Below are 13249 nucleotides of genomic sequence, written 5' to 3'. Positions count from 1 at the left end.
GCAGCACGCCTACTACCAGTTGATCCACCAGGGCACCAAGCTCATCCCGGCGGACTTCATCGGCTTCGCCCGGCCGGTCGCCGAGCTGAGCGAGGAACTCAAGGCGCAGCACGACCTGCTCATGGCCAACTTCTTCGCCCAGACGCAGGCCCTCGCCTTCGGCAAGACCGCCGAGGAGGTGCGCGCGGAGGGCGTGCCCGAGGAGCAGGTGCCGCACAAGACGTTCCGCGGCAACCACCCCACCACCACGATCCTGGCCACCGAGCTGACCCCCTCCGTCCTCGGCCAGCTCGTCGCCCTCTACGAGCACAAGGTGTTCGTCCAGGGCGCGGTGTGGAACATCGACTCCTTCGACCAGTGGGGCGTCGAACTCGGCAAGGTGCTCGCCAAGCGCGTCGAGCCCGCGCTGACCGAGGGCGCCGAGGTCGAGGGCCTGGACGCCTCCACCAAGGCGCTGGTCGCGACCTACCGGGAACTGCGCGGCCGGGAGTAGGGGGCCACCGGCCGCCGGAGCCGGAGGCCGGGCAGGGGACGCGGCGGCGGCGTGCCGTCCGCGTCCCGTAGACTCCCGGCGATCATGACAGCGAGTGCTCGGGGGAGCGCGACATGGCACGCACACGCGGGAGTTGGACGGGCGGCACGCTGACGGCCGGGGCCGTCCTGAAGCCGCAGCACGCGGCCCGGGCGGTGTTCCACCCGGCCTGGATCCCGGAGGCGCTCGACCGGTCCGTGGAGCGGCTCAAGAGGTTCCGGGTCATCGCCGGGGCGGTCGCCTCCCTGGGCGTCTACACGTTCGTCGAGGGCGGCTTCGACGTCACGGAACTGCTGGAGAACGCGCTGACGGCCTCGGTCGTGCTGCTCTTCCTCACACCGCTGACGGTCGGGGTGATGCTCTTCGTCTGGCGGCGCGGCGGCACGGTGCGGCAGTTGCGCCGACCGCTGCTCAACTCCCTCGCGCTGCTGGGACTGTTCGTGGGGTGTGTGGCCGTACTGCTGCTGCTGGTGCGGACGGTGAACGCGTCGGCGAACCCGGTCGTGATCATCGGGGTGGGCCTGACGATGATGTGGCTGCTGGTCTTCACGGCGTACGGGGCCGTGCGGGTCTCCGGCAACTTCTTCGGCACGGCCGCCACACACCGCTGTCTGCCGCCGCTGCTCGCCATGGTGACCAGTTGGCTGGTGGCCGTCCCGGACCTGGTCACCGGGGATCTGCACGGGCTCAGCCTCACCCTGGGATACGTCTTCATCCTGGGCGCGCCGGGGACGGTCACCGCGATCGCGCTGCTGGAGATGGGCCGGCTGAAGCGGCGGTACGGGATCAGGCTGACAGCGCATCCGGCGACCCTGGCACCGACGACCCCGCTCCCGATCCCGGCCCCGGGACCCTGGCCCGTCCCGCCGGTGCCGCCCGGAACGCCTCCGGGCGGCATCGGCGGGACGCCCCCGGCGGGAACCCCGTACGTGCCGCCGCAGGGCCACCACCCGTACGGCCGGCCGCAGAGGCCGTATCCGCAGCCGCAGGGCCACCCGTACGCGCCGCACCCGCATCACCCCTACGGCGGCTGAGCGGCTGGTCCGCGGGTGCTCCGGCCCGGTCAGGCCACCGCGCTGAGGGTGTCCGCGAGGCGGCGGCGGGCCGCGCGGGCCGCGGGCACGGCGGCCAGGGCCGCAGCGCAGAGCACCGCGGCCGCCCCGAGCAGCAGCATCAGCACCGGCGACGGCCCCTGGGCGATCCCGGCGCCGATACCGCTCGACCGGCCCTGGGCGTCGATCAGCCAGTGGGCGACCGGCAGGCCCAGGGCGGTGGCGGCGAGTACGGCCGCGAGGGCCGTGAAGCCGGTGGCCGTGACGGTGATCGCCGTGATCTGCCGGGGGGACAGGCCGATGGCCTTCAGGGCGAGCAGATCCCGTTCGCCCTCGCGGACCGTGCCGCCGATCGCGGTGAGCAGTTCGATCAGCCCGATGAGGGCCAGGACGGCGATCAGTCCGGCGACCACCGCGCGCAGGGGGGAGAGCCCGTCGGCGGGGTTGGTCACGGTGTGCACGTCGAGATGGCCGCGCCCGGCCGTGGTCAGCCGGTCGGCCACCTCCCCGGGGTCGGCCCCCGGGGTCAGCCGCAGCTCGTAGAGGGTCGGGCGCAGGCCGGGGTCGTTGTCGCGGAGGGTGTCGAGGGAGGTGGAGATGACCCGGCCCGCGTTCTCCGGCTCGATGCTGCGGCCGACGACGTGCAGGATCTGCGGCTGGTCGCCGACGGTCATGCGCACCCAGTCGCCGACCCGCACGTCGAGCAGGTCGAGCAGCCCCTGCCCGGCCACGGCCTCGTCGGCGCCGCGGGCGGGGCGGCCCTCGGCGAGGGTGTACGGGTAGGGGTCCTGGCGGGTGCCGAGGCCGCGCAGGGCGATGGTCGCCGTCTGGCCGGGGACCAGCGCGGCCGTCTCGACGCCGGGGTAGGCGGCGGCCACCTGCGGGTCGCGTTCCAGCAGGGAGCGGGCCCGCCGCTCGCTCAGGCCGGCGTCGGCGCGGACGCTGAGCGTGGTGGGCAGACCGACCTGCTCGGGCTCGCTGTGGAAGCGGTCGATGGTGGTCCAGGCGCTCATCGCCACCACGATCAGCAGCAGCGGCAGGGCGAGGCGGGCGACGGTGGCCAGGGACCGGGGCCGGCGGGTGAACGCCTTGTGCCAGCCCAGCACCAGCGCGGGCGGCACGCGCACTCCGAGGGCCCGGCGTGCCACGCCGGACAGCCGCCCGCCCGGGGTGGCGGCGGGCCGTGGCACCGGCACCGGCGGCACCCGTCCGGCCCGCCAGGCGGCGAGCCCGGTGGTGGCGCCGATGAACAGCACCGCCCCGGCCGGGATCACGAGCAGGGCCACGGTGTGCCCGGGCAGGCCCTGCCACACGCCGACCGCGTCCCCGAGCCGCCCGGGGATCCGGCTGCCCAGGGCCTCGGCGAGCGCGGCGGCGGCCACGGCGCCCAGCAGGGCGTAGGCGAGGTGCTGGAGCAGGAAGATGCGGACGACCTGGCCCGGGGTGAAGCCGATCGCCTTCAGGACCGACAGATCGCGCAGATGGCCCCGGATGCGGGTGCCGATCGCGCCGTGCACGGCGAGTCCGGCGGCGACCAGTGCGCCCAGCCCGAACAGGCCCAGCACCTGGCCGAGGAGCCGGTTGTCGCCCTGCGCCTCGGCCCGGGCCTGCTGCCAGGTGGAGACCTCGCCGATGGCCCCGGCACCCAGCACGGTCACGGCCCGCTGCACGAGGTAGGACGTGTCGTCGGGGTCCGTCAGGCGCAGTCCGATCACCTGGCCGCCGGGGTCCGGCACGGCCTGCGGCAGCGCCCACACCAGGCCCGGCTGCTCACCGGGCCGGTAGCGCGGCTCGGCGCTGTCGGCGACACCGACGACGGTCAGCTCGCGGGCGGTGCCGGGCACGGTGAGCGCGTCGCCGGGCTGGGCGAGCAGGGCGCGGGCCAGACGGGTCTCCAGGACCACGCCGTTCGGGGTGGCGGGGTCGAGCCAGTGGCCGGAGACGAGGGGCGGGCGGCCGACGGACGGGCGTTCCGCGGTGGCGCGCAGCTCGACGGAGGCGCGGCTGCCGCGCGAGGAGACGGTGGTGGCGGCGGTGGGGTAGGGGCCGGCCACCTCGTCGACGCCGTCCAGCGCGGCCAGCTCGCCGGTGTCGGCGGCGGTGTCGGTGTGCAGCCACACGTGCGCGCCGTGCGACTGCGTGAAGACGCGCTGCCAGGGGTTGGTCGCGTACCCGAACAGGGCGGTGGCCAGCAGCAGGGACGCGACGATGCCCGCGGTGGCCAGGACGAGGAACAGCGCCTCGCCGCGGTGCGTGCGCAGATCGGAGTGGGCCCAGCGCAGGGTGGCTCGCATACGGGTCAGCCCTTCCGGGGATCGTCGTACCCGCGCATGTCAGTCCTTCAGCTCCAGCACGCCGGATATGCCGGCGCGGCGCGGCGGGGTGCCGCTGTCGAGGGTCGCGTCGTCGGCGATGCGGCCGTCGAAGAAGCTGATCACCCGGTCCGCGGCGCTGGCCAGCCGGGCGTCGTGCGTGACCAGCAGGATCGTCTGGCCGCGCTGGTGGAAGCGGGACAGCAGCCGCATCACCTCGCGGGTGCCCTTGCTGTCGAGGCTGCCCGCGGGCTCGTCGGCCAGCAGCAGCGGCGGATGGTTGACCAGGGCCCGGGCGAGGGCCACGCGCTGCTGCTCGCCGCCGGACAGCTCGCCCGGCATGCTCCGCTCCTTGCCGGTCAGGCCCAGCTCGGCCAGGAGCTGCTCCCGCTCGGCCCGGGCCTGCTTCGGTGCCACCCCGGCGAGCAGGGCGGGCAGCTCCACGTTGTCCGCGACGGACAGGTTCGACACGAGGTTGAAGAACTGGAAGACGATCCCGATCCGCTTGCGGCGCTCCACCGCCCAGCGGGCCTCGCTGTAGGCGTCGGTCGGCTCGCCGTCGAGCCAGATGCTGCCCGCGTCCGGCCGCTGGAGCCCGCCGAGCAGGTGCAGCAGCGTCGACTTGCCGGCGCCGGACGGGCCGGTGATCGCCACGAACTCGCCCTTCCGGACGCACAGGTCGACCCCGCGCACGGCATGGGCGGGCGCGCCCGCGCCGTGGTGGGTCTTCACCAGCCCCTCGGCGCGCAGCACAGGAGCGGGACGGTCGTCGCTCACTCCAGCTCCTCCAGCTCTTCCTGGCACCGCTCCAGCCAGTCGAGGTCGGCCTGCAGGTGCAGCATCGCGCCCTCGATCAGCAGGTGGGCGATGCGGTTGTCGCGGTCTTCGGCGGCGGCCAGCTTCGACATCTGCCGCATGGTGTTCAGGTACTGGCGCCGCTGCTGGTTGATCAGGGCGATCTGGTCGGCGAGGCCGGTCCGCGGGGCGAGCGCCAGCTTCATGAAGAACTCGTCCCGTACCCGCGGCTCGTCCTCCGGCTCCTCGAACCAGGCGCGCAGCGCCTCCCGCCCGGCGTCGGTGAGGTGGTAGACCTTCTTGTTCGGCCGGCTGGACTGCGCCACGTCCTCGCCCTCGATCAGTCCCGACTTCTCGAGGCGGCCGAGGGTCACATAGATCTGGCCGACGTTCGGCTGAGGGTACGCGGAGCCCAGCAGTTGCTCAAGGTCGTGCTTGAGCTCGTAACCGTGGGCGGGGCCGCGGGCGAGGAGGGCCAGGAGGGGCAGGCGCACGCGTGCAGTCCTCCTGTCCGGTCCAATGTGCTCCAGGCCCTAGTATCGCCCATACCTAACAGGTATACATGGCCTCTGTTCCGGGCAAGGGTGCCCGTCGCCGGTGTACAGGGAGGAACCTATGCGGTGGATCCATGCCGCCGGTAGGGGCCTTCTGGTTCTCGTCGTGGTCCTGACCGGTCACGTCGCCGCCGGAGCGCAGGCGGGCGAGCCACCGGCGGGCGGCCGCGGGCCGCTCACCCTGGCCACCGCCGGGGACCTCACCGGCTATCTCGGCCCCCTGCTGGAGGGCTGGAACCGCACCCACCCCGGCGAGGAGGTCACGCTCGTGGAGCTGCCCGACTCGGCCGACGAGACCCGGGCCCAGATGGCCACCGACCTGCGCGACGGCGACCGCAGCCGGTTCGACGTGCTCAACATCGACGTCAACTGGACCTCCGAGTTCGCCGCCTCCGGCTGGATCAGGCCCCTGCCCCGGGACCGCTTCCCGCTGAAGACCTTCCTCCAGCCGGTCGTGGACACGGCGACCTACGACGGACAGCTCTACGCCGTGCCCTACGTCACCAACGCCGGACTGCTCCTGTACCGCAAGGACGTCCTCGCCGAGGAGGGCGTCGAGCCGCCGCGCACCTGGGCGGAGCTGGAGCGGTACGCGAGGACCATCGCCCCGAAGCACGGCCTCGACGGGTACGCCGGGCAGTTCCTGCCCTACGAGGGCCTCACCGTCAACGCGGCCGAGGCCGTCTACTCGGCGGGCGGCTCGATCCTCGGCGACGAGGGCGAGCGCGTCACGGTCGACTCGGCGGCGGCCCGTGAGGGCATCGGCTTCCTGGCGCGCGGGGTGCGCGAGGGCTGGATCCCGAAGGAAGCCCTGACGTACAAGGAGGAGGAGTCCAAGCAGGCCTTCCAGGACGGCCGGCTGCTCTTCCTGCGGAACTGGCCGTACGCCTACGTCGGCGCCTCCGCCCCTGGCTCGAAGGTCGCCGGCGAGGTCGGCGCCGTACCGCTGCCGGGGCCGGACGGGCCGGGCACCAGTGTGCTCGGCGGGTCCAACCTGGCCGTCAGCGCGCACGCCCGGCACCCCGACTCCGCCGCGCGCCTGATCGCGTACCTCACCAGTGAGCCCGTCCAGCGCCAGGTCCTCACGCGCGGCGCGCTGCCACCCGTGCGGGCGGATCTGTACGAGGACCCCGAGCTGATCCGCCGGTTCCCGTACCTGCCGACCCTGCGCGCGAGCGTGCTCGCGGCCGAGCCGCGTCCCAAGAGCCCGCACTACGACCAGGTGAGCCTGGTGGTGCAGGCGGTCGTGCACGACGCGATGGCCGGGCGGCAGACGCCCGAGGCGGCGGTGCGCCGACTGGCGCGTGAACTGGCGGTCATCTCCAACCGCTAGTTACGTGTTAGGTAACGAGGGCGTCTCAACTAGCTGCGATATGCCCGATTGAGTCCCTGTTTGCAACGCCAACTGGCCGGTCACTTCTGTTCTTTTCGTTGACACCCTTCTGACGCCGATACCTAACATGCATGCATGCTGAGTAAGTACCACTGGTGGCGGGACGCGGTCATCTACCAGGTCTACGTCCGCAGCTTCCTCGACAGCACCGGCGACGGCATCGGCGATCTCGCCGGGGTCCGGGCCGGGCTGCCGTACCTGAGGAAGCTCGGCGTGGACGGGATCTGGCTGAGCCCCTTCTATCCCTCGCCGCAGCACGACCACGGCTACGACGTGGCCGACTACTGCGACGTCGACCCGCTCTTCGGCGACCTCGGCGAGTTCGACCTGCTCATGGCCTCCGCGCGGCGGCTCGGCATCAAGGTGCTGCTCGACATCGTCCCGAACCACTGCTCCAGCGAGCACCCCTGGTTCCGCGAGGCGCTCGCCGCCCCGCCCGGCAGCCCCGCCCGGGCCCGCTTCCACTTCGCCGACGGCCGCGGCCCCGACGGGTCCGAGCCGCCCAACAACTGGCACTCCATGTTCGGCGGCCCCGCCTGGACCCGGGTGACCGAGCCCGACGGCCGGCCCGGCCAGTGGTACCTGCACATGTTCGCGCCCGAGCAGCCCGACTGGAACTGGCGCAACCCCGAGATCGCCGCCGAGTTCGACCGCATCCTGCGCTTCTGGCTGGACCGGGGTATCGACGGCTTCCGCATCGACGTCGCCGCCGGCCTCTTCAAGCACCCCGAGCTGCCCGACTCCGACGACCCGGAGGCCGACGCCCGCACCCGCGACTCGGTCAACCCGCTCGCCTGGAACCAGCCCGAGGTCCACGACGTGTGGCGCCGCTGGCGCTCCATATGCGAGGAGTACACCGAGCGCGACGGCCGCGACCGCCTCCTCGTCGGCGAGGTCTCCGTCCCCACCGCCCGCGAGCACGCCCAGTACGTCCGCCCCGACGAACTGCACCAGGCCTTCTTCTTCGACCTGCTCAGCGCGCCCTGGGACCCGGACGCCTTCCGGAAGGTCATCTCGGAGGCGATGCAGGACATCGCCGGCACCGGTTCCACGGTCACCTGGGTCCTCAACAACCACGACCAGGTCCGCACCGTCACCCGTTACGGCGAACCCGCCACCGAGGGCAGCGGCCTCGGCGCCGCCCGGGCCCGCGCCGCCGCCCTGCTGATGCTGGCGCTGCCCGGTGCCGCCTACATCTACCAGGGCGAGGAGCTCGGGCTGCCCGAGGTCGTGGACCTGCCCGACGACGTGCTCACCGACCCGATCTTCCGCCGCACCGGCAGCAGGGCCCGCATCCGCGACGGCTGCCGGGTGCCGCTGCCCTGGTCGGGCCAGGCCTCGCCGTTCGGCTTCACCCCGGGCGTGGAGAGCGCCAAGCCGTGGCTGCCGCAGCCGGAGTACTTCGCCGAGTACGCCACCGACCGCGCCCTCGCCGACACCCGCTCCTTCTGGCACCTGTACCGCGACGGCCTGCAACTGCGCGCCGCCCTGCCCCAGTTGGGCGAGGGCACGCTGAGCTGGCTGGACACCCCGCCGGGGGTCCTGGCCTTCGAGCGGGGCGACGGCCTGGTGTGCGCCGTCAACTTCGGCACCGCCCCCACCCCCGCGCCGATCCCCGGCTCCCCCCTGCTCACCAGCGGCCCCTGCCCGCCCGGAGTCCTCTCCGGCTCCACGGCCGCCTGGTGGATCCGTTCCTGACCGCCCCGCAAGTCAACTCCCCGAAGGGACATCAACGATGATGCGACGACGTACCACCCTGCTCACCGGCTGCACCGCCCTCGTCCTGGCACTCGGCGCGACCGCCTGCGGCGGCGGCCCCGTCGCGGCCGGCGGCGGCGACAAGGCCCTCGACGGCCAGACGGTCACCGTGGCCGGCGTCTGGTCCGGCACCGAGCAGAAGAACTTCCAGAAGGTGCTGGACGCCTTCACCGAGAAGACCGGCGCCAAGACGCAGTTCGTCTCCACCGGCGACAACGTCTCCACCGTCGTCGGCAGCAAGATCGAGGGCGGCAACGCCCCCGACGTCGTGATGGTCCCGCAGGTCGGCGTGCTCAAGCAGTTCGCGCAGCAGGGCTGGCTCAAGCCGCTGTCGAAGAAGACCGAGCAGTCCGTCGACGCCGGCTACGCCCCCGTGTGGAAGGAGTACGGCAGCGTCGACGGCACCCTGTACGGCCTGTACTTCAAGGCCGCCCACAAGTCGACCGTCTGGTACAGCCCCGACGCCCTCGCCCAGGCCGGAGTGAAGCCCCCGAAGACCTACGACGAGATGCTGAAGGCCGGGCAGACCGTCTCCGACTCCGGGCTCGCCGCGTTCTCCGTCGCCGGTCAGGACGGATGGACGCTCACCGACTGGTTCGAGAACATCTACCTCTCCCAGGCCGGGCCCGAGAAGTACGACGCCCTCGCCGCCCACGAGCTGAAGTGGACCGACTCCTCCGTCGTCGACGCCCTCACCACGCTCGGCAAGCTCTTCAAGGACAAGCAGCTGATCGCCGGCGGCCAGAAGGGCGCCCTGAACACGGACTTCCCCGGCTCGGTGGAGAAGGTGTTCGGACCCGAGCCCGAGGCCGGCATGGTCTACGAGGGCGACTTCGTCGCCGGTGTCGCCAAGGACCAGTTCGGCAAGAAGGTCGGCGAGGACGCGAACTTCTTCCCCTTCCCGGCGGTCGGCGGCGGCGAGGCCCCGGTCGTCAGCGGCGGTGACGCCGCCGTCGTCCTCAAGGACGGCAAGAACCAGAAGGCCGCCCAGGCCCTCCTGGAGTACCTGGCCACCCCGGAGGCCTCCGCGGTGTGGGCCGAGGCCGGCGGCTTCCTCTCCCCGAACAAGAAGCTCGACCTCGCCTCCTACGGCGACGACGTCACCCGTGCCACCGCCAAGTCCCTGGTCGAGGCCGGCGACTCGGTCCGCTTCGACATGTCCGACCAGGCCCCGGCGGCCTTCGGCGGCACCAAGGGCACCGGCGAGTGGAAGCTGCTGCAGGACTTCCTGCGCGACCCGTCCGACCCGAAGGGCACCGCGGCGAAGCTGGAGGCCGCGGCGGCCAAGGCGTACCAGGACTGATACGCCATGACAGCCACCCTCGTGAAAGAGACGAGTCCGCCGACGCCGCCGCCCGGCCCGGTCGCCGACCGCACCCGGCGCCTGCGGCGGCGCGGCAGGATCATCGCCCTGCTGTTCGTCTTCCCGGCGTTGCTGCTGCTCGGCGCGCTCGTCGTCTACCCCGTGCTGTTCAGCGTCGGCCGGAGCTTCTTCGACGCCTCCGGGACGACCTTCGTCGGCGGCGAGAACTACACCGAGATGTTCCGCGACCCGGCGACCCTCAAGGCCGTGCGGAACACGGCCATCTGGGTCGTCGTGGCCCCGGCCCTGCTCACCGGGCTCGGCCTGATCCTGGCCGTGCTGGTGGAGAAGGTCCGCTGGGCCACCGCCTTCAAACTGCTCCTCTTCATGCCGATGGCGGTCTCCTTCCTCGCCGCCGGCATCATCTTCCGGCTCGCCTACGACGAGGACCCCGACAAGGGCGTGCTGAACGCGGCGGTCGTCTCGGTCCACGACGCGTTCAAGGAGCAGTCCTCCTATCCGACGGCCCGGGCACGTGACGGTCAGGGCCTGACGAAGGAGAAGGACGGTTCGTACCGCAGTGCGGCCGTCTCGCCCGGGGACGCACTGACGCTGGGCCTGGTCGGCGTACAGCCCGCCGACCTGCCCGGCGACGCCCGGCCCGCGTCCGGGGCGGTGGGGCAGAAGGCCGCCGCGGACGAACTGCGCGGTGTCGTCTACCTGGACTTCACCCCCGGCGGGGGAGGGGAACAGGGCAAGGTCGACGCGCGGGAGAGCGGACTGCCCGGGATGAAGGTCGAGGCGGTCCGCGACGGTGAGCGGGTCGCCACGGCGACGACCACCGCCGACGGCTCCTTCCGCTTCGAGGGCCTGGCACCGGGCTCGTACGCGGTGAAACTGCCGGCGTCCAACTTCGCCGCGCCCTACGAGGGCGTCTCCTGGCTCGGCCCCGCGCTGGTCACCCCGGCGATCATCGGCGCCTACCTGTGGATCTGGACCGGCTTCGCGATGGTGCTGATCGGGGCGGGCCTGTCGACGCTGCCCCGGGACGCGCTGGAGGCGGCGCGGATGGACGGCGCCAACGAGTGGCAGATCTTCCGCCGCATCACGGTGCCGCTGCTGGCCCCGGTCCTCACGGTCGTCTTCGTCACCCTCGTCATCAACGTGATGAAGGTCTTCGACCTCGTCTACATCATCGCGCCCGGGCCCGTGCAGGAGGACGCGACCGTGCTCGCGACGCAGATGTGGCTGGTGTCGTTCGGCGGTGGCAACAACCAGGGGCTCGGCAGCGCGCTCGGTGTGCTGCTCCTGCTGCTGGTCGTCCCGGCCATGGTGTTCAACGTCCGCCGTTTCCGAAGGAGTCAGCGATGAACGCGGTGCGGCGTTCCCTGGGCAACGGAGTCGTCCAGGCCTTCCTCGTGGTCGTGGGGCTGGTGTGGATGACCCCGCTGGCCGGGCTGTTCCTGTCCTCCCTGCGGTCCGCCGAGGACACGGCGAAGGGCGGCTGGTGGACGGTGTTCTCCAGCCCGGGGCAGCTGTCCTTCGACAACTACTCGGCGTTGCTGGAGAACGCCGGCATCACCCAGGCGTTCTGGAACACGGTGCTGATCTCGGTGCCGACGACGGTGCTGGTCGTGGTCGTGGCGGCGCTCGCCGGCTACGCCTTCGCGTGGCTGGACTTCCCCGGGCGGGACACGGTCTTCCTGGTCGTGGTCGCCCTGCTGGTGGTGCCCGTGCAGATCGGCCTGCTGCCGGTCGCCAAACTCTTCGGGCAGCTCGGCCTGTTCGGCACGATCCCCGGAGTCGTCCTCTTCCACGTCGCCTACGGCCTGCCGTTCGCGGTGTTCCTGCTGCGCAACTACTTCGCCGAGATGCCGAAGGAGATGCTGGAGGCGGCCCGGATGGACGGCGGCACCGAGTGGCGCATCTTCACCCGCCTGGTCCTGCCCGTCGGCCGCCCGGCGATCGCCTCCCTGGCCATCTTCCAGTTCCTGTGGGTGTGGAACGACATGCTGGTGGCGCTGCTGTTCGCGGACAGCTCCGCGCAGCCGCTGACCGTGGAACTGCAGTCGCAGATACGCCAGTTCGGCAGCAACATCGACGTGCTGGCACCCGGGGCGTTCCTGTCCCTGATCGTCCCGGTGGTGGTGTTCTTCGCGTTCCAGAAGCACTTCGTGCAGGGCGTGATGGCGGGCTCGGTGAAGTAGCCCGCCACCTCGGTCCGCTAGCCGTCCACCGCCGCCATGGCGCGCTCCACATGGGCGCGCAGGGTGCGCGGTGGGCGGCCGGTGAGGCGTTCCACCGTGTCGGTGACGCGGTCCTCGGCCCCTTCGGCGATGGCCCGGTCCAACTCGGCGAGGACCGCCGCGAACTCCGGCGGGAGGAACCGCGCCAGCCGGTCACGCAGCTCCTCGAAGGTCAGCCGCCGGTGGGTCACGGGTCGGCCCGTGACCTCGCTGATGACGGCGGCGGCGTCGTCGTAACTCAGCGCCTCGGGGCCGGTGATGACCAGATCGCCGCCCGCGTCCCGGTCGGCGGTCAGCGCGTGCACGGCGACGGCGGCGATGTCGTCGGCGTCCACGAAGGCCACCCGCCCGTCGCCCGTGGCGGTCCACATCGTCCCGTGCTCGCGGATGGTGCGGGCGTGCTCGTGGTCGCCGGTGAGGTTCTGCATGAACCACGAGGGCCGCAGGACCGCCCATGTCTCGAACATGCCGGGCAGGGCCCGCTGCACCTGCCCGACCGCCGGGCCTCCGGAGGGGATCGCCGAGGAACCGAGCAGCACGGCCCGGCCCACGCCGCACGCGCGGGCCCGTTCCAGGAACGGCAGCATGACGGCGGCCGGGTCGGGGTCCCCGACCGGCGGGACCAGATAGACCCGGTCCGCGTCCCGCAGCGCCTCCTCGAACGTCCCCGGGTCGTACCAGTCGAAACGGACCGGCTCGGTACCGGCGACGGGGGTCGCACGGCGGCTCGCGGCCCGCACCCGTCGCCCCCGCGCGGAGAGCTGCCGGGCCACGCGCCCGCCGGTCGTGCCGGTGGCCCCGATGACGAGGGTGGCGGCGCTCACCGGGCGCTCCCCGCGAAGTCGGCCGTGCCGTCCTGGGGAAGGGCGAGCGGGTTCCAGTAGTCGCGGTAGCGGGTGAAACGGCCGTCGGCGACCGTCACCACGGCGATGTACGTCATGTCGTACGGGGCCCCGCTCGCGACCAGCCGCCCCACCGCGCGCATCTCGACCACGACGGTCGCGGGGTCCTCGGTGCGGTGGATCGCCAGGTCGGGGAAGGCGTGCAGGTCGATGTGGGCGGGATAGTCCCTTATGTAGTCGTGGACGGCCGCCTTGCCCTCCAGTCGCTTCGGCCACCCGTCGGGGGCGAACGGAAACTCCATCACGCCCTCGTCGTGCCAGAGCGCGACCCAGCCGTCGATGTCCTTGTCGAGCAGCAGCCGCAGGCTCTCCCGGAACAGGTCGGCCGGTGAGGTGGCCGGTGAGGTGGATGCAGTCATGGATGAAGTCATGGGTATCCCTCCGCTACGATACGGACCGCTG

General features: G+C 72.4%; 12 protein-coding genes. 7 read left to right on the top strand and 5 right to left on the bottom strand.

Translation table 11 applies throughout. The features are described 5' to 3' along the window. Positions 1 to 493 (top strand): phosphoglucose isomerase-related protein (locus tag ABTZ58_RS23490; RefSeq protein ID WP_502996115.1); only part of this gene is annotated, 493 nt, incomplete at its 5' end. Positions 494 to 606: 113 nt separating this feature from the next. Continuing rightward, positions 607 to 1566, top strand: a complete 960-nt coding sequence (locus ABTZ58_RS23485) for a hypothetical protein (RefSeq protein ID WP_351359938.1) — start codon at positions 607 to 609, stop codon at positions 1564 to 1566. Between the two features lie 29 nt (positions 1567 to 1595). Here ABTZ58_RS23485 and ABTZ58_RS23480 read toward each other — a convergent pair whose 3' ends face one another. From ABTZ58_RS23480 to ABTZ58_RS23470, 3 genes are read right to left on the bottom strand one after another with little or no spacing between them, the layout of a single operon-like run. Continuing rightward, the gene (locus ABTZ58_RS23480; protein ID WP_351359935.1) at positions 1596 to 3878 is read right to left on the bottom strand and encodes an ABC transporter permease; all 2283 of its coding nucleotides are present in this window, start codon (positions 3876 to 3878) and stop codon (positions 1596 to 1598) included. A gap of 39 nt (positions 3879 to 3917) precedes the next feature. Continuing rightward, entirely contained in the window at positions 3918 to 4673 is a 756-nt protein-coding gene (locus tag ABTZ58_RS23475; protein WP_351359933.1) for an ABC transporter ATP-binding protein, read from the bottom strand. Then, on the bottom strand, positions 4670 to 5185 hold the full coding sequence (locus ABTZ58_RS23470) for a PadR family transcriptional regulator (RefSeq protein WP_351359930.1): 516 nt from the start codon (positions 5183 to 5185) through the stop codon (positions 4670 to 4672). Before ABTZ58_RS23470 ends, ABTZ58_RS23475 begins: the two co-directional genes overlap by 4 nt. 121 nt (positions 5186 to 5306) lie before the next feature. On the opposite strand from ABTZ58_RS23470, the gene ABTZ58_RS23465 reads away from it, so the two are divergent. The 5 genes from ABTZ58_RS23465 to ABTZ58_RS23445 all read left to right on the top strand — a co-directional run bounded on the left by ABTZ58_RS23465 (position 5307) and on the right by ABTZ58_RS23445 (position 11906). Then, complete coding sequence (locus ABTZ58_RS23465; RefSeq protein WP_351359927.1) at positions 5307 to 6578, top strand: ABC transporter substrate-binding protein; 1272 nt, start codon at positions 5307 to 5309, stop codon at positions 6576 to 6578. A 135-nt stretch (positions 6579 to 6713) separates the two neighbouring features. Beyond that, positions 6714 to 8336: a glycoside hydrolase family 13 protein gene (locus ABTZ58_RS23460; RefSeq protein WP_351359924.1), complete on the top strand. Its 1623-nt coding sequence runs from the start codon at positions 6714 to 6716 to the stop codon at positions 8334 to 8336. 37 nt (positions 8337 to 8373) lie between these two features. Further along, positions 8374 to 9699: an ABC transporter substrate-binding protein gene (locus ABTZ58_RS23455; protein WP_351359921.1), complete on the top strand. Its 1326-nt coding sequence runs from the start codon at positions 8374 to 8376 to the stop codon at positions 9697 to 9699. A gap of 6 nt (positions 9700 to 9705) precedes the next feature. Next, the gene (locus tag ABTZ58_RS23450; protein WP_351359918.1) at positions 9706 to 11070 is read left to right on the top strand and encodes an ABC transporter permease; all 1365 of its coding nucleotides are present in this window, start codon (positions 9706 to 9708) and stop codon (positions 11068 to 11070) included. Continuing rightward, positions 11067 to 11906 (top strand): carbohydrate ABC transporter permease, encoded by an 840-nt coding sequence (locus ABTZ58_RS23445; RefSeq protein WP_351359915.1) that lies wholly within the window; start codon positions 11067 to 11069, stop codon positions 11904 to 11906. The genes ABTZ58_RS23450 and ABTZ58_RS23445 overlap by 4 nt, the downstream gene beginning before the upstream one ends. A 17-nt stretch (positions 11907 to 11923) precedes the next feature. Here ABTZ58_RS23445 and ABTZ58_RS23440 read toward each other — a convergent pair whose 3' ends face one another. Continuing rightward, on the bottom strand, positions 11924 to 12769 hold the full coding sequence (locus ABTZ58_RS23440) for an NmrA family NAD(P)-binding protein (protein WP_351359912.1): 846 nt from the start codon (positions 12767 to 12769) through the stop codon (positions 11924 to 11926). Continuing rightward, the gene (locus ABTZ58_RS23435; protein ID WP_351359909.1) at positions 12766 to 13206 is read right to left on the bottom strand and encodes a nuclear transport factor 2 family protein; all 441 of its coding nucleotides are present in this window, start codon (positions 13204 to 13206) and stop codon (positions 12766 to 12768) included. Before ABTZ58_RS23435 ends, ABTZ58_RS23440 begins: the two co-directional genes overlap by 4 nt. Positions 13207 to 13249 lie beyond the last annotated feature (43 nt).

It is taken from the genome of Streptomyces sp. NPDC094143 (assembly GCF_040303825.1).
GTDB lineage: Bacteria > Actinomycetota > Actinomycetes > Streptomycetales > Streptomycetaceae > Streptomyces.
Note: the sequence above shows the minus strand (reverse complement) of the source record. Positions and strands in the feature narration are given on the sequence as shown.

Bases quoted from the DNA above. Each gene is read 5' to 3' on its own strand.
- ABTZ58_RS23485 (WP_351359938.1), top strand. From the start codon at position 607: ATGGCACGCACACGCGGGAGTTGGACGGGCGGCACGCTGACGGCCGGG.
- ABTZ58_RS23480 (WP_351359935.1), bottom strand. From the start codon at position 3,878: ATGCGAGCCACCCTGCGCTGGGCCCACTCCGATCTGCGCACGCACCGC.
- ABTZ58_RS23465 (WP_351359927.1), top strand. From the start codon at position 5,307: ATGCGGTGGATCCATGCCGCCGGTAGGGGCCTTCTGGTTCTCGTCGTG.
- ABTZ58_RS23460 (WP_351359924.1), top strand. From the start codon at position 6,714: ATGCTGAGTAAGTACCACTGGTGGCGGGACGCGGTCATCTACCAGGTC.
- ABTZ58_RS23455 (WP_351359921.1), top strand. From the start codon at position 8,374: ATGATGCGACGACGTACCACCCTGCTCACCGGCTGCACCGCCCTCGTC.
- ABTZ58_RS23450 (WP_351359918.1), top strand. From the start codon at position 9,706: ATGACAGCCACCCTCGTGAAAGAGACGAGTCCGCCGACGCCGCCGCCC.
- ABTZ58_RS23445 (WP_351359915.1), top strand. From the start codon at position 11,067: ATGAACGCGGTGCGGCGTTCCCTGGGCAACGGAGTCGTCCAGGCCTTC.
- ABTZ58_RS23435 (WP_351359909.1), bottom strand. From the start codon at position 13,206: ATGACTGCATCCACCTCACCGGCCACCTCACCGGCCGACCTGTTCCGG.